Consider the following 15,681-nt stretch of genomic DNA (forward strand, 5'->3'; position numbering starts at 1 on the left):
CTAAAAAAGAGTATATGTCTGTAGCATTAAAGTGGAATGGTTTTCTAAAAGAACTCAGCAATCTGATTTTCTTTTGGTTTTTTGGAGCGCTTTTCTTTGTAATATTCAGAGGAGTTTTTATCCTGTTCTTTCACAAAAAAATAGCACATAGCATCGATTTTGGCGAATGGATAAATGTCTTCCTGATGGGATTTCGTTTTGATTGCACCGCTATTGCCTACTTCTTATTGCTCCCACTGATTTTATTGCTGATACTTTCACCATTTGGCAAATTCAAAATAATTGAAATCATTCGAAAGATTCATCAGGTTTTGTTTGTCATTTCATCGACTCTGATTTGTGTGGTAACTATCAATTATTTCAAGGAATACGGCGACCAATTCAACCACTTTCTTTTCTTGGGATTGTATGATGATAAAAAGGCAGTTTTAAATACAATTCTCGTGGATTTTCATCCAATTATCAATAGCTTAATCATAATCATAACCATTATTTTAGGGATTTTCATCTTCAAATATTTTGAAAATAAAGAACGGATTTATCGATTTTTACGTCGATTAAATTTCCCAAAAAGTAAGTTTGTACTAATTACAATTGTTCTTATTTTATTTGTATTTGGAATTCGCGGTTCGGTCACTTCTATTCCGGTTTTACGCGAATATTCGGGAATTTCTACAGATAACTTTTTAAATAAAACCATTATCAATCCGTTTCGCTCATTGAAATACGCCATTAAAGATTTTAATAGATTGAATGCGTTGAGTGGCAAAAATCCGTATATGGATGACAACCTTTTTAAGGCAGCATTTCCAAAGGATAAAGTCACCGATGTTTTAAAGAAAACAGCACAAGGTTCAACAATAGAAAAGCCAAAACAGATATTCCTAGTAGTAATGGAAAGCTACGATTCGTGGCCTTTGATGGATAAATATCAGGGCTTTCACTTTGCAGATAATCTATATGCTATTGCCAAAAACGGGACACATTTTAATCACTTTTTAGCATCCGGAAATACAACCATAGATTCCTTTGGAGCTATAATGACCAACGTGCCAAATTGTGGTATAAATCTGAGTCACATTGGAACGGCTGGAGTTCCGTTTGAAACATCGATTTTCACCCAGTTTAAAAAATTAGGCTACGAAACTAACTTTTATTACGGTGGATTTTTATCCTGGGAAAACATTGGCGATTTATCTAAATATTATGGCGTTGACAACATTTATTCAGGTGTTGATGGCGGTGGAAAAACCGATACTGGCGGCTGGGGAATTGAAGATGAAAAACTCTTCAACTTAGTGATGCAACATACGGACAAAAACAAATATTCGTTAAATATCATTCTAACCACAAGTTATCATGCGCCTTATACGGTTGATCTGGAAGCCAAAGGTTTTCCATATAAATCGACTGATGATTTTCCGCCTGCAATGAAAAAACAGTATGATGGCGCGATGAATCGCAAAGAATTAGGACATCTTTGGTATGGCGATAAAGCGATTGGTGACTTTGTAAAGAAAGCTGAAAAAGAATTTACAAGTTCTATATTCAATTTTACCGGCGATCATTTTGGACGAAAGTTCATCAACAGTAAGCCAAATCTTTACGAGAAGTCGTCTGTTGCCTATATTATGTATGGAAAATCAATTCCGAAATCACTCAATTTAACTCCGGGAAGCCATATTGATATTATGCCGACATTAATCGAACTAGTTGCTCCAAAAGGTTTTGAATACTATAGCTTTGGCGAATCAATGTTTACAAAAGGAAAAAACGAAGGCATCGCTTTTGACAAAATGATAGAAAGCAACAATTTGTATTATTTTCCAAAAGGTTCGAATATCGAAGCAATTGATTTAAATACTTTCAAAGAAACCAATATCAAGAAAAGTAATTTGGAATTAAAGCACAACAAACTAATGGCTTTGGCTTGGTATTATACAATGAAAGGAAACGATTTAAAAGCAACAAAAAAGACTGTAAAGCATTAAGCAATGGATATAAATTCTGAAGTACACAAGGCATTCGAAGTCATACAAAATGGCGGAATCATCCTCTATCCTACCGATACCGTTTGGGGAATTGGCTGCGATGCGACCAATGTCGAAGCGGTAAAAAAGATTTACGCTTTGAAACAACGCGAAGAATCTAAAAGCATGATAGTGTTGATGAATGGCGAAAAAATGATGTACAATGTTTTCAAAGAAATCCCGGAAACCGCTTGGCAAATCCTTGATCTATCGGAGAAGCCAACTACTCTAATTCTGGATAATCCTCGGAATGTAGCAGCCAATATTATCGCTGATGACAAAACACTTGGCGTTCGTATGGTGAAAGAGCCGTTTTGTTTCAAACTGATGGAACGCATGAAAAAACCATTGGTTTCGACTTCAGCAAATATCTCGGGAATGTTTACACCAAAATCTTTCAAAGAAATTGCTCCCGAAATTATAAAAGGTGTCGACTATGTAGTAAATTTGCAGCACGAAAAAATTTGCAACAAACCATCAACGATTATTAAGCTTTCGTTGGATAATCAGGTTAAGATTATACGCAAGTAAGTTTAAATCAACCGCAGATTCGCAGATTAAAATGTTATTATGGAGGATTTTTTACATAAAGACAAAACCTATCAAATTATTGGTATACTATTCGAAGTACACAAAAATTTAGGAAAAGGATTTTCTGAAATTGTATATAAAGATGCTATAGAATATGAATTTTCACACCAAAGCATTCCTTTTGAAAGAGAAAAAGAGTTTTCAGTAAAATATAAAGAAGTAATACTGAAACATAAATTTTATGCTGATTTTGTGGTTTATAATAATATAATCCTAGAAATTAAAACTGTGGATTGTTTCAATAATTCTCATTATAATCAATGTCTAAACTATTTGAAAATATCAAATAATGAATTGGCTCTTTTAGTAAATTTCAATTCTGTTTCATTAGAATATAAACGTATCGCTCATTCAATAAAATAAAATCTGCGAATCTGCGGTGGAAAAATTATGAATTACAACAAAGCCTTAGACAATAAAATCTTTGAAATCATTTCAAAAGCATCACAAGAACTTAACCTTGAAAGTTACGTTATTGGCGGCTTTGTACGTGATTTTTTCTTGCAGCGCGATTTCAAAAAAGACATTGATATTGTTGCTATTGGTTCCGGAATTGATTTGGCCTTAAAAGTTTCGGAATTATTACCGCACAAACCCAAAGTTCAAGTTTTCAAGAATTATGGAACGGCAATGTTACGTTATAAAGAAATCGACATCGAGTTTGTTGGTGCCCGAAAAGAAAGCTATGCTGAAAACAGTCGAAATCCACTTGTGGAAAATGGCACATTGGAAGACGACCAAAACCGTCGTGATTTTACCATTAATGCGTTGGCCTTTTCATTAAATCAAAATAACTATGGTGATTTAGTTGACCCTTTCAACGGTTTGACCGATTTAGAAAAAAAAATCATCAAAACGCCTTTAAATCCAGATATTACTTATTCTGATGATCCTTTGCGAATGCTACGTGCAATTCGTTTTTCAACGCAATTGGACTTTGTTATCGAAGCAAAATCTTTGGAAGCCATTGAAAGAAATAAAGACCGAATCAAGATTATTTCAGGCGAACGAATTGTGGATGAATTGAATAAAATTCTATCAACAGACAAACCGTCGATTGGGTTTTTACATTTATACAAAACCGGGCTTTTAGATATTATTCTTCCTGAACTTACAGCATTGAATAATGTGGAAGAAATTGAAGGTCATACCCATAAAAACAATTTTTATCATACATTGGAAGTCGTTGATAACATTTGTCCGAATACTGATGATGTTTGGTTGCGTTGGGCAGCTTTACTACACGATATTGGAAAAGCACCTACCAAAAAGTTCAATAAAAAACAAGGCTGGACGTTTCACGGACACGAATTCCTTGGCGGAAAAATGGTAAAGAAAATCTTCGAAAGATTGCACATGCCGTTGAACAATAAGATGAAATTTGTGGCCAAAATGGTAATGTTGAGTTCACGTCCAATCGTACTTTCAGAAGATATTGTTACCGATTCGGCTGTGCGTCGTTTGGTTTTTGATGCTGGTGAAGATGTCGATAATTTAATGACTTTGTGCGAAGCCGATATTACGACCAAAAATCCAACTAAGTTTAAAAAGTACCACAACAATTTTGATATTGTACGCCATAAAATAATTGAAGTGGAAGAACGCGATCATGTTCGTAATTTTCAGCCACCAATTTCCGGTGAAGAAATTATGGAAATCTTCAATCTGAAACCATCACGTGAAATTGGTGTTTTGAAAGAAGCCGTAAAAGAAGCAATTCTCGAAGGAGAAATTCCGAATGAATATCAGGCAGCTTATGATTTTGTTTTGGCGAAAGCTGAGAAGATGGGTTTGAAAAGAGTTGATGAGTAGCTGAGTTACTGAGTGGCTAAGAAGTCCGTTTTTCTTAAAAAAATTAAGTAATTATTATAATTTGTTTCAGTTGAAGAAATAGAATTACGTTTTAAATTTGCAACTCAGTTACTCAGACTCTCAGTTGCTCAGCTACTCAAAAAAATGAAAAAAGATAAGACCGTTATTTATTGGCTACTTTCCGGTTGTGTTTTAGTATTTATTATGGTTGTGGTTGGCGGAATTACACGACTGACCAATTCGGGTTTATCGATGACCGATTGGCATTTGGTTACCGATACGTTGCCGCCTATGACTGATTCTAAATGGCAGGAAGCTTTTGAGGCTTACAAGCAGTTTCCTGAATACCAAAAAATCAATATTCACAATGATTTCCAGCTTTCAGATTATAAATTTATTTATTTCTGGGAATGGTTTCACCGTTTTATAGGACGAATTATTGGTTTAGTCTTTATCATTCCTTTTATCTATTTCCTGATAAAAAAACGAATCGATAAAGCTACGTTAAACAAATGCTACGTGCTTCTAGGAATGGGTGCTTTACAAGGTTTTTTTGGTTGGTTTATGGTAAAAAGCGGTTTGGTTGACAATCCAGATGTGAGCCATTTTCGTTTAGCGTTGCACCTTACTTTCGCTTTTATAACCTTTGCTTATACACTTTGGGTAGCGTTGGATTTGATTTATCCCGAAAAGAAATTTGTTGTGGTCGAGTTGAAAAAATTAGCTCGGATAACGTTGGTTTTTCTTTTAATTCAGATTATTTATGGTGGATTTGTAGCCGGTTTAAATGCGGGTTTGATTCACAATAACTGGCCATTAATGAGCGACGGAACATTTTTTCACGAAAGCATTGTATTGGAAAAAGATTCTTGGTTAGCCCGATTTACTGAAGGCAAAAGTGGCGTTCAGTTTGTGCATAGAACCATGGCGTATGTTGTGGTTGGATTGATTTTGTTTTTGTATTTCAAATCCAAAAAATATACTTTATCTGCGCAACAACAAAACGGATTGAATGCCTTGGTGTTGATTGTCTTTTTGCAGTTTACCTTAGGCGTCTTTACTTTATTGTATAGCGTTCCGCTTTGGTTGGGATTAATTCATCAAGTGATGGCATTCTTCTTATTGACCGCAATGACGTTTACATTACATAGATTATCAAAATAATATGCTTGCCCAGACTATATTGTCACAGTTCCTTGTTTATTAACTTAAATGTCTAAACTTGCCGCTCAAGATAAATTTTTAGATTTATCCGATTATGGAAGATCTTTCGGAAGGTTTTTTGCCCATCAATTAAAGAATACTTGCTTTACGCCTATTCATGTCACCCTACTTTTTGGTGTTTCCGGATTGATTGCTATTTATTGCATCCTTACTAATCATTATTTCCTTGCCGGATTTTTTATCCTTTTAAAATCAGGGATTGATGCTGCTGATGGCGAATTGGCCCGACTAAAAAAAACACCTTCCTATTCGGGACGTTATTTAGACAGTGTGTTTGATATCATTTTGAATTTCCTGTTTTTAATGGCAATCTGTTATGTTTCTAAAACTTCTATTTGGTTCACTATTTTAGCCTTTGTTGGCATTCAATTACAGGGAACATTATACAATTACTACTATGTTATTTTGAGAAACAAATCGGTTGGTGGTGACTGTACAAGTAAAATATTCGAATACAAAACCCCAAAAGCTTTACCTGGCGAAAGTCAACAATCGGTCAACATTTTATTCGGAATTTATACTGTTGTTTACGGAGCATTTGACAAAATTATACACGCTTTAGACCAACAAGCTTACAAAGTAAAAAGCTTTCCAAACTGGTTTATGACTTTGCTTTCTTTGTATGGATTAGGATTTCAATTATTAATCATTGCCGTAATGCTCTCTTTAGGTTGGATTGAATGGATAGTGCCGTTTTTTATCGCTTATACACTACTGATTTTTGCATTCATCGGGATTCGAAAAAAAATAATACTGTGAATTATATAATATTGATTTATAATTTCATAACACCGGCTTCTTACTAAATGATGAAATTTATAGTACACAAATTTTAAACTATAAATCATGCCAAATTCAACAGAAATTAAAGGAGATTGGGAACAATTAAAAGGAAAATTGAAACAAAAATATGCAGAGGTAACTGATGATGATTTGCTTTATGATGAAGGTAAAGAACAAGAAATGTGGGGAAGATTGCAAGAAAAAATAGGAAAGACAGAAAAAGAAATTAAAGCCTTATTTGATTAATTAAATTAGACTTTGATTGTATTCGGAAATGCTGCATCAATGAGTTTTTTCCAATAAAAAAGTCCCGATTATGTCGGGACTTTTTCTTTATACTTTCTTATTTGTTTTTATCGAACAGCCAATGGCTCTGGTTATTTCTGGTGAAGGATCTTTTCCTTTTTCCAATGCTGCTATAGCATTTTCCAGATATCTTTCTTTGACAGCAGAAGAATCATCCGAATTATCATCAATCGCTCCGATGTATTTTACCACTAAGTTTTTATCAAGTAAAAATACATGAGGTGTTTTCGTTGCACCATATTGAGGATAAATCTTTTGTGCTTCATCTACCAAATACGGGAAAACAAAACCTTTTTCTTTGGCTTTTGCCTGCATCAAGTTATAGGCGTCTTTAGGTTGCACATCAGGATTATTCGGATTTATGGCTAACAGCACATAACCTTTAGCCTTGTATTTTTTGGCTAAAGCATTAACACGGTCGTCATATTTAATGGCAAACGGACACGTATTACAAGTAAAGACAACAATAAAACCTTTAGCATCTTTATAATCAGACATGCTATACATTTTTCCGTCGACTGATTTTAGTTTGAAATCAGTGGCTTTGTCTCCGGGTTGATACCCTTCAGAAACCATAGTTTCTCCTATTAAAAAGGAAGAAACAAATGCAAAAACTATTGGAATAACTCTCATAATAAATTATTTTTTTTGATTAATGAATGTGTTGACATAGTCGTTAAGTTGAGTGAAATTATCAAATTCACGTTCGGCAAACAGCTTTTGATTTCCGCTAAAAATGAATGTTGCCGGAATAGAACCTGACCAATCTCGGTCTATTTTAGGAAGCCAAGTGTTATAATCTTTATCATTTAACGAAACAACTTGAACCGTTATTTTTTTTCTTTTGATAAACGGAATAAGTTTCTTTTCGATATCTTTTTTACTGTCAAGACTGGCTAGAATTACTATTACGTTTTTATTTTGCTGATGCAGTTTTTCAAAATAAGGTAACTCTTTTACGCAAGGCGCACACCAAGTTGCCCAAAAATTAACCACATATACCTTATCATCATTTTTGATAATTGCTTTTTCGAAATCATCAAAGGTATCATATACCGCAAGTTCCTGTCCTATAGAAGTTTGAACAAAAGTCAAGAAAAAGCATATAAGTAAAAATCGTTTCATTGAAAAAGTTAAGCCTGACGAATTTACTAACTTAACGTCAAGGTTGAAAACTACTTAACAAAAATTTACCATACCATTTGACTTTAAAGAAACTATTTCTGTACTATTTTTTTTCTATTTTTACAATTATTAATACTCATAAATGAAACATGCGTCCATTTATTAGTTAGCAGACATTTCCAGAACATTATTGCTAAAAACATGGAATATAAAAACGCGAAAAGAAACACGATTATTATAATTATACTTTGCGTATTATGGTATTGTGCAAGTTTGCTTTCAGTTTTTAGAATGTCAAATCATAGATGGCTATATCACATTGGTTGGGTTTCTTGTTATATTTTTAGTTTTAGCGCACTATATTTTTCCATTTTCAATTCTATTGCAATCATTGTTAACTTAAAACGGAATTGGAAATTGAACTTACTAATGTTGATGTTCAGTATAATTCCACTGATATTTTGGATTTATTGTTTTGTAGCTATATCGCTTGAAAGTTAAGAAACGTCTGCTAACAGCCGTTTGGTGCAATGGCTGGTTGTTGCTTAAGCCGGTTGTCAATTTTCCGCTGGAAAATCTCTATATTAGCAGAAACAAATAAGTCACGCAGTCGCCACTGCACCAAGCGGCGGCACGTTATAGGTAATACTTCACGACTTTGAGTCTAAACATAAATACAATGAGAAAAAAAATACTTTTGTCAATTATCATTATCACATTATTTTCTTGCAAAAAGGAAACTGTAAAACCTGAAAGTAAAAAAGAGATTCCAGAAGCATTAGAAGACAAATCATTTTCGAGAGGAAGCTCTAGAGGAAATCTGGTTGAAGAATTATATCAAGATTTAGTTTCAAAATCACCTGAATTACAAAAATTAGAAACTGAAATTGATAATTTTAAAACTGACGAAGTCCAAAAGAAATTCTATAATTACAATAGCAAATCTGAAAATTATTATTCTTCAGCTAAATATCAAGCAAAAGATATCAAAGACAGTATAACCAGAAAAAAAATTCTTGCTTTTATTGAGAAAAGCAACAACCAATATTTTGAAAAGAATGAGGAAATAACCGGTCTTTTTAAAACAATAAATGATAAACAAAAATCTATTGAAGATTGTCATACGGTTTTAAAAATAGTTTTGACAATGCCAATAATGGTTAAATATCAAAATGAGAATTTACCCGCCAAAAAAGAATTTGAAAATAAGATAAAAAGTGAAGATAGCTTGATTAATAAAATTCAAAGTAGAACTCCAAAATATTAATTCAGTGCTTAAACCCCTACCCCAACCACTCTTTAAAATCATTCACACGTTCGCGGGCAACAATAACCTCATCGTCTTTATACGTTGGAAGCATGACTTTTAATCTGGAGTTGCTGTACATCTGGATTTCTTTTATTCCTTTCATCGGGATGATGAATTTGCGAGAAACACGGTAAAAATCCTTTGGGTCGAGTTCGGTTTCGAGTTGTTCCAATGTGTTGTCTAAAAGATAATCGCGGTTGTCAAAAGTGTGCAGATACGTTCCTTTGTTTTCGCTGTAAAAACATTCTACTTCTTCAATGTTTATCATCTTGAGCTGTTGCCCCATTTTGATAGTGAAACGTTTTTTGTAGTTTCTATCCATTGGGTTCACCAACATCCTTTTAATGACATCAAAATCTAAATTTGAAATTATACTTTTTTGAAATTGATTTTTGAATTTTGATATTGCAATTGCTAAATCGTCTTCGTCTATAGGTTTTAGTAAATAATCAATGCTGTTTAATTTGAAGGCACGCAACGCATATTCGTCATAAGCTGTTGTGAAAATCACCGGACTTTTGATAGTAATGGTTTCAAAGATTTCAAACGACAAACCATCGGATAATTGTATATCGAGAAAAATCAAATCGGGATGCGGATTGGCATTAAACCAATGAATAGATTCTTCTACAGAATGCAACATTTGATTAACCTGCAACCCCAATTTCTCTACTTTGCGCTGGAGTAATCGTGCTGCCGGTTTTTCGTCTTCGATGATTATTATGTTCATTTTTTTTTGAGTTGCTGAGTTACTAAGGAGCTGAGTGGCTGAGTCAAAACTGCAGACTGCTACTGCCAACTGAATACTAAATTACTCCCATTTATTTTGTTTTTCCTTTTCCATCAGTTCCTTAATTTTTCTTTCTTCCCAGTCTTTACCCATTAGCAAAGCTGGCATGAAGACTGACATTCCGTGTGCGAGTAATCCGATTCCCCAAAACAAAACCGTACTGAAATTTTGCCATCTCCAAAAGTTTTCAGTAGAGTTATTGTTATTTACAATCAGAAGACCAATATTGATTACGATATAGACCATCAAGTGCGTATAAAATCCCTTGATTCTTTTGACACGTTTTAATGCCTGCTGGTATTTAATTTCGTCCGGAGTTAGCGTATTATTCATATTTATTTTGTTTTTCATGATCCATAAATTCTTTTATTTTTCTTTGCTCCCAATCTTTTCCTAGAAATGGCGTATACTTAAACGCTTTTAGTCCGTGAAATAACAATCCTATTCCCCAACCTAACATTGGCCAAAAGAACCACAAATATTGCGGCGAATATCTTAAGTTGATGAATAGAAAAAAGAGCATCACAAGTATATAAGAAAGCAAATGTCCGTAAAAACCTTTGATTTCTTCAACCTGCTTTTGGGCGCGTTGGTATTTTTCGAATTCTTGATTAAATTGTTCCATATTTTTTGAGTTGCTGAGTCGCTGAGTGACTTAGTGCCTGAGAAACTTAGTTACTCAGAAACTTAGTTACTCAGAAACTTATGCACTTAGTTACTTTGTTAGTTCCATTTAGTCTGTTTGTCTTTATTTAAAATCTCCTGAATTTTCTTTTCCTCCCAAGATTTCCCATATCCAAAAGTTTCGAAAGCATGGAACGTTACTCCCATTCCCCAACCAAACATTGGGAACCAAAACCATTGAAATCCGCCAGTTTTTAGGTTAATAAATACCAACACCGGAATCACACAGCAATAAGATATCAAATTGCCATAAAATCCTTTGAGTTTTTCTACGCGATCTTTGGCTCGCATAAAAGCCATGTTTTCGTTGTATATATTTTGTGTTTCCATAAAAGCAATTTGTTTAGTCAATATTGGAATTTTTACTTTGAAGAATGTTGGACTTTCTTCAATCAGCATTTTGCGTCCCGAAATCAGGCCATAACGGTTGACAATATTTTGCAAACCAACACCTTTTCTATCTCCTAGCACTTCTTTCTTTTGTAGATTATTCTCTACAATAAGATAATTGTTCTCGATATAAATCTTGATATGTAGCGGTTTTTGTTCACTTACTACATTATGCTTTATCGTGTTTTCTAATAAAAGCTGCAACGAAAGCGGAACGACTTTGGCATCGAGATTATCGAAATTAGCTGGGATTTCATAAGTGATGCTGTTTTCAAAACGCATTTTCAAAAGGTTCATATAGGTTTTGGCGAAAGCCAATTCCTCAGCAACCGAAACCAATTCTTTGTCTTTCTGTTCTAAAACATAACGGTATATTTTAGATAAGGAAGTGGTAAACTTTTGTGCATTATCTGGATTTTCTTCAATCAATGAACTCAACACATTCAAACTATTGAATAAGAAATGCGGATCGATTTGGTTTTTAAGACTTTCAAATTGTGCCGAAGCAGTTCCCGCAATAATCTTTTGTTCTTTTACTTTGCTATCGCTATAGGCTTTATAAATGTAAAAAGTGTAAAAGCACAACAGTACAATAAAAGTCATTACAACGGCAAAAACATAATTGGCTAGTCTTTCGTTTGCCCAATACTTTTCAAAAGTTCCGCCTTCAATAATTACATCTGTAAAAATCCTTAATAAAAAAATAATAAAAAGCGTAACCACAAAGGATGATACAAATCCAACTACCATTCTTTTCAATGAAAATCTCTCGGCTGCAAATTTTCTATCTAAATAAACAAACACCATTTGATTGGCATATCCTAAGGTAACAGAGTACAACATCGTATATAAAAACAATATGCCAAGTTCATTGTTGAATGCTATTTTGGCACCATAAATGAAGTTTATCAAAATAACTATCAGAAAAATAATTACTCCTATTCCTAATGATCTTAATAGTTCTCTTATGGTGAATTTCATATTCGTGTTATTAATTCTTTTCTGGCTTATACATCGCAGAAGCTAAAAATCCAACGCCTAATCCGATTAGAGTTCCAACGCCTGTTTTGTCCATTAGCATTCCTCCTGCAATTACGAGAAACATGCATCCTAAGAAGATGGTTCCTGCGATTTTGTTAGTGTCTTTTTGTTGATTTTCCATGATTTTTTTTAAGTTTCTGAGTTACTGAGAGACTTAGCTACTAAGAAAATCAGGCACTTAGTTACTTTTTATTATTTACAACTAATTAATGCTTGTTGAGCTCTGTCCAATCCCCAACTTGGATGAAAGGGAGTTTCAGGTTTAAAGTTAGCAAAAAGTTCAATTGATTTAGCGATTGCTTGACACATTGGTTTGGTATCGGTTCCCCAGTATTTGGCGCCACCAATTTCAAACTCTGCTTTTGAGAACAAAACTCTTGGGTTTTTTGGATTTATAATTAATGCTTTGTTGTATTGCTCCATTGCCAATGCTCCGTATTTCTGCCCGTTTGTCATTGGATCCTGAACCAGTATCGCTGTGTAAAGCATTGCTTGAACTACCATGATTTCTGGATTGTTTGGACTAATAACTGTTGCGTTGTCAATAGCATCTTGAGCTTTGGTTAACATTGCAGGAATTTTAGTTTTGTCATTGGCTCCAAAAACATCAATAGTGTTGATGAAAGCGATGTAATAATTTGGCAACCAATTTGTTTTTTCTACAGATGCGATTCGTTCGAAAGTGGCAACTGCTTCTGTGTCATTTCCTGCGCCCCAAAGCTGCATGGCTTTTCCCATTCCTTGCTCATACTGAGATTGTGCTGATAACAGCGAACAGATAAAAAGTGCGATTGATGTGATAATTGTTTTCATGTTTAAATTGTTTTAGTTAGATATTTCTTTTAAGTTTCTGAGTAACTGAGTGGCTGAGTAACTGAGTTTTTTCTTTAACTCAGGAACTAAGTTACTTAGCAACTCAGCTGCTTTATTAATTCTGATGTAAAAGTATTGTGGTTGTAACTCTTATAAAATTTATAATTACTGAACTGTTGTTTTTGATGGATGAATTGTTTTATTTAAGTTTGTGAGTAACTGAGTGGCTGAGTCGCTGAGCTTTTTACTTAGTTACTCAGCCACTCAGTTACTCAACTACTTTAAAGATTCTTCAACTGATTATCTTTCTTGTTGTCGCTAATCGTCCAAAAGAAGCCTACGAAGAAAAAACGATCGGCTGTTGGCGTAACTGCTTTTCTGTCATAAATTCCGCTTCCGTTTACAGTGTCAGCATAATTGTAACCAAAGATATTTTGTGTTCCTAAAATATTGGAAACAGAGAAATACAATATCTTTTGTTGTGATAATAAATAAGCCCAATTGAAACTCAAACTACTATACGATTTTGTTTTGCCGTTCATAAAAGCCGTTTCATTCGGATTATTATAAGGTCGTCCTGAACTGAATTGTTGCGTAAAACCAACTTGTGATTTCCAATCCGATATCCAATATTTTGTTACCAATGACAAACTGTGCGTTGACACAAAACTTGGCGTTACTTCGGCTGTGTAATTTTTATAATCTCTTTTGGTATCGATATACGAATAGGAAATCCAGTACTCTAAATATTTAATGCTATTGCCATCTCTCCAAAAAACATCCAATCCTTTGGCATAACCTTCTCCATCATTTGAAAATTGCGAATCGAATTGCACGTTATCGGTATCATATTTCACCAAATCGTTGTATTGTTTGAAATAAACTTCAGTGCGAAGCGTTCTGTTGCCTTTTGCATATTGATAATTCAAAATATAATGCGCCGCTTTTTCGGTTTTAAAATCACTTGAATATTTCAGGTATTCTTGTCTTGGTGTTTGCTCAAAGTTTCCGTAGGCAAAAGCAAACTGACTGTTTTTTGAAATCTTATACGCCAAAGAAGCTCTTGGTGAAATACTGTTTTCATCTATATAATCATTCGTTGAAGCTCTAACTCCAACTTTAGCGGCAAACTTTTTAGAGAAAAAAATATCCGCTTCGGTATAAACAGCCGCTATATTAGAATCATAGCCACTTTTGAAAGTCGTATTGTAATCTTCATCAAATTTGGTGATAAAATAATCGGTTCCAAAATTCAATTTCACTCTATCTGAAAGTTTTTTGGTGAATTTTAATTTCAGGTGTGAAGCGTGTTCTGCATTGTTTACATCATTGGCATCAATGCCAATTTTATTCTGACCATAACCATAACTCAAACCGATAAAAACTTGCCAGTTGCCACCAAAATTCCCTTTATACGAACTGTTCAAATAAAAATTATTGTTTCTCAAATTTACTCTCACTTTCTTCGGCTGATTAATATCTTCTTGGTTCAAATCGAAACGAGAAGCATCAAAAGCAGCATACGCTTTGAAAATTCCATTGGCAAAATTATAGCGGTACACCGTTTCACCTGACAGCGATTGAAAAGGTTTATTCCAATCAACATCCTGTGGAATTGCCACTTGATATGGCGCTAAATCTATATAAGCTGTATTGACACTCAACGAGCTTTTTTTCCATTTTTGCGTATTACTAAATCCTAAACCAACAGTCATAAACGAAATGTCTGTTTTATTTTGGTCGGGTTCATCTAGTGTGTTCAATAATAAAACACTCGACAAAGCTTCTCCATATTCAGCCGAATAACCACCAGTAGAAAATGAAATTCCGCTAAACAAAAACGGAGAAAATCGCCCACGGGTTGGTAAATTATTAGTTGTTGCACCATAAGGTTGTGCTACCCGAATTCCATCTACAAAAGTTTGCGTTTCATCAGCTTCGCCTCCACGCACAAACAATCGACCATCTTCACCTACGTTTTGTGTTCCGGGCAATGTTTGTAAAGCTGCAATAATATTTCCGGCTGAACCGGCTGTTGTTACAATATCCAAAGGTTTCAATACCGAAACCCTGCTTTTTTCTCCGGCGCTAAACGTTCCGGCTGTTATCACAACGGCATCAAGTGTATTAACACTTTCTTTAAGCTTAACGGTTTGATTCTGAAATTTTTCAACTTCTATTGCAACTTTAATCGTTTCAAAAGACAAAAAACTAATCACCAAAAGTTGATTTCCGGTTGCTGTGGTTTTAAAATTAAAATTTCCTTTTTCATCTGTCGAAGCGCCGTCGTAAGTACCATCAATAAAAACATTGGCGCCTACAATTGGCTTGTTTTTTTCATCGACTACAGTTCCTGAAATGGTTTGTTGTGCATTACTGATGAAAGCAATTAGTAGAAATGTTAAAGTGTAAAGAGATTTCATGTGTTTAAGTTTTGATGCAGCAAAGGTGTATCTCGCATTAAAACTATACAATTTAAGTTTACCGAATTGTTATTTTTTGGGGATGAACTGCAAAAAAAAACCTGTTCGCTCATGAACAGGTTTTTTTCGTTTGAATTATTAATTATCTGACAGGATATTTATCTTTAAAAGAAATCTACTTGGTAGTTGTTTCTTGTTTATATCTAATTAACTGAAGCTAAATTAGTTGTTCGCCATTTCTAAATCTAACTTAATCGGTAAACTACCGCAAAACTCGATAGACATACAAAAAATTAAAATTTGATACCTTTCGTCGATGTTTTTTTTATCAGTAGAAATTTGCTTATCTGAAAAGACAAC

The 15,681-nt window shown here is 34.0% G+C and carries 17 protein-coding genes; 8 read left to right on the forward strand and 9 right to left on the reverse strand.

What is annotated here, in order from left to right; all coding sequences use genetic code 11:
- Positions 1-14 precede the first annotated feature (14 nt).
- The 7 genes from RMN97_RS04560 (at position 15) to RMN97_RS04590 (ending at position 6,686) form a co-directional block, all read left to right on the forward strand.
- Complete coding sequence (locus RMN97_RS04560; RefSeq protein WP_309613345.1) at positions 15-1,991, forward strand: sulfatase-like hydrolase/transferase; 1,977 nt, start codon at positions 15-17, stop codon at positions 1,989-1,991.
- Positions 1,992-1,994: 3 nt separating this feature from the next.
- On the forward strand, positions 1,995-2,561 hold the full coding sequence (locus RMN97_RS04565) for an L-threonylcarbamoyladenylate synthase (RefSeq protein ID WP_309613346.1): 567 nt from the start codon (positions 1,995-1,997) through the stop codon (positions 2,559-2,561).
- Positions 2,562-2,600: 39 nt separating this feature from the next.
- Entirely contained in the window at positions 2,601-2,984 is a 384-nt protein-coding gene (locus RMN97_RS04570) for a GxxExxY protein (RefSeq protein WP_309613347.1), read from the forward strand.
- Between the two features lie 27 nt (positions 2,985-3,011).
- Positions 3,012-4,433, forward strand: a complete 1,422-nt coding sequence (locus RMN97_RS04575; RefSeq protein WP_309613348.1) for an HD domain-containing protein — start codon at positions 3,012-3,014, stop codon at positions 4,431-4,433.
- Positions 4,434-4,577: 144 nt separating this feature from the next.
- A complete protein-coding gene (locus RMN97_RS04580) occupies positions 4,578-5,597 on the forward strand; it encodes a COX15/CtaA family protein (protein WP_309613349.1) in 1,020 nt (339 codons plus the stop codon).
- Between the two features lie 48 nt (positions 5,598-5,645).
- Positions 5,646-6,416 carry a CDP-alcohol phosphatidyltransferase family protein gene (locus RMN97_RS04585; RefSeq protein WP_309613350.1) on the forward strand — a complete coding sequence of 257 codons (771 nt, stop codon included), beginning with the start codon at positions 5,646-5,648 and terminating at the stop codon, positions 6,414-6,416.
- A gap of 87 nt (positions 6,417-6,503) precedes the next feature.
- Positions 6,504-6,686, forward strand: coding sequence for a CsbD family protein (locus RMN97_RS04590; RefSeq protein WP_309613351.1), 183 nt, complete (start codon positions 6,504-6,506; stop codon positions 6,684-6,686).
- A gap of 87 nt (positions 6,687-6,773) precedes the next feature.
- Here the strand turns inward: RMN97_RS04590 and RMN97_RS04595 are convergent, their stop codons facing one another.
- Together RMN97_RS04595 and RMN97_RS04600 are read right to left on the reverse strand one after the other, a co-directional pair.
- Positions 6,774-7,379, reverse strand: a complete 606-nt coding sequence (locus RMN97_RS04595; RefSeq protein ID WP_309613352.1) for a thioredoxin family protein — start codon at positions 7,377-7,379, stop codon at positions 6,774-6,776.
- Positions 7,380-7,385: 6 nt separating this feature from the next.
- Positions 7,386-7,871, reverse strand: a complete 486-nt coding sequence (locus RMN97_RS04600; protein ID WP_309613353.1) for a TlpA family protein disulfide reductase — start codon at positions 7,869-7,871, stop codon at positions 7,386-7,388.
- Positions 7,872-8,550: 679 nt separating this feature from the next.
- Here RMN97_RS04600 and RMN97_RS04605 point away from each other — a divergent pair.
- The gene (locus RMN97_RS04605) at positions 8,551-9,138 is read left to right on the forward strand and encodes a hypothetical protein (RefSeq protein WP_309613354.1); all 588 of its coding nucleotides are present in this window, start codon (positions 8,551-8,553) and stop codon (positions 9,136-9,138) included.
- A 16-nt stretch (positions 9,139-9,154) separates the two neighbouring features.
- Here the strand turns inward: RMN97_RS04605 and RMN97_RS04610 are convergent, their stop codons facing one another.
- The 7 genes from RMN97_RS04610 to RMN97_RS04640 form a co-directional block, all read right to left on the reverse strand.
- A complete protein-coding gene (locus RMN97_RS04610; RefSeq protein WP_309613355.1) occupies positions 9,155-9,910 on the reverse strand; it encodes a LytTR family DNA-binding domain-containing protein in 756 nt (251 codons plus the stop codon).
- Between the two features lie 81 nt (positions 9,911-9,991).
- Positions 9,992-10,321, reverse strand: a complete 330-nt coding sequence (locus RMN97_RS04615) for a 2TM domain-containing protein (RefSeq protein WP_309613356.1) — start codon at positions 10,319-10,321, stop codon at positions 9,992-9,994.
- Positions 10,296-10,595, reverse strand: coding sequence for a 2TM domain-containing protein (locus RMN97_RS04620; RefSeq protein WP_309613357.1), 300 nt, complete (start codon positions 10,593-10,595; stop codon positions 10,296-10,298). The genes RMN97_RS04615 and RMN97_RS04620 overlap by 26 nt, the downstream gene beginning before the upstream one ends.
- Positions 10,596-10,693: 98 nt before the next feature.
- Positions 10,694-12,025 (reverse strand): 2TM domain-containing protein, encoded by a 1,332-nt coding sequence (locus RMN97_RS04625; protein WP_309613358.1) that lies wholly within the window; start codon positions 12,023-12,025, stop codon positions 10,694-10,696.
- 10 nt (positions 12,026-12,035) lie between these two features.
- The gene (locus tag RMN97_RS04630) at positions 12,036-12,206 is read right to left on the reverse strand and encodes a hypothetical protein (RefSeq protein WP_309613359.1); all 171 of its coding nucleotides are present in this window, start codon (positions 12,204-12,206) and stop codon (positions 12,036-12,038) included.
- A 71-nt stretch (positions 12,207-12,277) separates the two neighbouring features.
- On the reverse strand, positions 12,278-12,898 hold the full coding sequence (locus tag RMN97_RS04635) for a hypothetical protein (protein WP_309613360.1): 621 nt from the start codon (positions 12,896-12,898) through the stop codon (positions 12,278-12,280).
- A gap of 281 nt (positions 12,899-13,179) precedes the next feature.
- Entirely contained in the window at positions 13,180-15,321 is a 2,142-nt protein-coding gene (locus RMN97_RS04640) for a TonB-dependent receptor (protein ID WP_309613361.1), read from the reverse strand.
- Between the last annotated feature and the right edge of the window lie 360 nt (positions 15,322-15,681).

Origin of the sequence: Flavobacterium sp. (genome assembly GCF_031381455.1) — a bacterium.
In the GTDB taxonomy this organism is placed as follows: Bacteria; Bacteroidota; Bacteroidia; order Flavobacteriales; family Flavobacteriaceae; genus Flavobacterium.

Coding starts and splice junctions, on each gene's coding strand:
- RMN97_RS04615 (WP_309613356.1), bottom strand. CDS start 10,321: ATGAAAAACAAAATAAATATGAATAATACGCTAACTCCGGACGAAATT.
- RMN97_RS04610 (WP_309613355.1), bottom strand. CDS start 9,910: ATGAACATAATAATCATCGAAGACGAAAAACCGGCAGCACGATTACTC.
- RMN97_RS04630 (WP_309613359.1), bottom strand. CDS start 12,206: ATGGAAAATCAACAAAAAGACACTAACAAAATCGCAGGAACCATCTTC.
- RMN97_RS04560 (WP_309613345.1), top strand. CDS start 15: ATGTCTGTAGCATTAAAGTGGAATGGTTTTCTAAAAGAACTCAGCAAT.
- RMN97_RS04590 (WP_309613351.1), top strand. CDS start 6,504: ATGCCAAATTCAACAGAAATTAAAGGAGATTGGGAACAATTAAAAGGA.
- RMN97_RS04585 (WP_309613350.1), top strand. CDS start 5,646: ATGTCTAAACTTGCCGCTCAAGATAAATTTTTAGATTTATCCGATTAT.
- RMN97_RS04625 (WP_309613358.1), bottom strand. CDS start 12,025: ATGAAATTCACCATAAGAGAACTATTAAGATCATTAGGAATAGGAGTA.
- RMN97_RS04600 (WP_309613353.1), bottom strand. CDS start 7,871: ATGAAACGATTTTTACTTATATGCTTTTTCTTGACTTTTGTTCAAACT.
- RMN97_RS04605 (WP_309613354.1), top strand. CDS start 8,551: ATGAGAAAAAAAATACTTTTGTCAATTATCATTATCACATTATTTTCT.
- RMN97_RS04620 (WP_309613357.1), bottom strand. CDS start 10,595: ATGGAACAATTTAATCAAGAATTCGAAAAATACCAACGCGCCCAAAAG.
- RMN97_RS04635 (WP_309613360.1), bottom strand. CDS start 12,898: ATGAAAACAATTATCACATCAATCGCACTTTTTATCTGTTCGCTGTTA.
- RMN97_RS04595 (WP_309613352.1), bottom strand. CDS start 7,379: ATGAGAGTTATTCCAATAGTTTTTGCATTTGTTTCTTCCTTTTTAATA.
- RMN97_RS04565 (WP_309613346.1), top strand. CDS start 1,995: ATGGATATAAATTCTGAAGTACACAAGGCATTCGAAGTCATACAAAAT.
- RMN97_RS04640 (WP_309613361.1), bottom strand. CDS start 15,321: ATGAAATCTCTTTACACTTTAACATTTCTACTAATTGCTTTCATCAGT.
- RMN97_RS04575 (WP_309613348.1), top strand. CDS start 3,012: ATGAATTACAACAAAGCCTTAGACAATAAAATCTTTGAAATCATTTCA.
- RMN97_RS04580 (WP_309613349.1), top strand. CDS start 4,578: ATGAAAAAAGATAAGACCGTTATTTATTGGCTACTTTCCGGTTGTGTT.
- RMN97_RS04570 (WP_309613347.1), top strand. CDS start 2,601: ATGGAGGATTTTTTACATAAAGACAAAACCTATCAAATTATTGGTATA.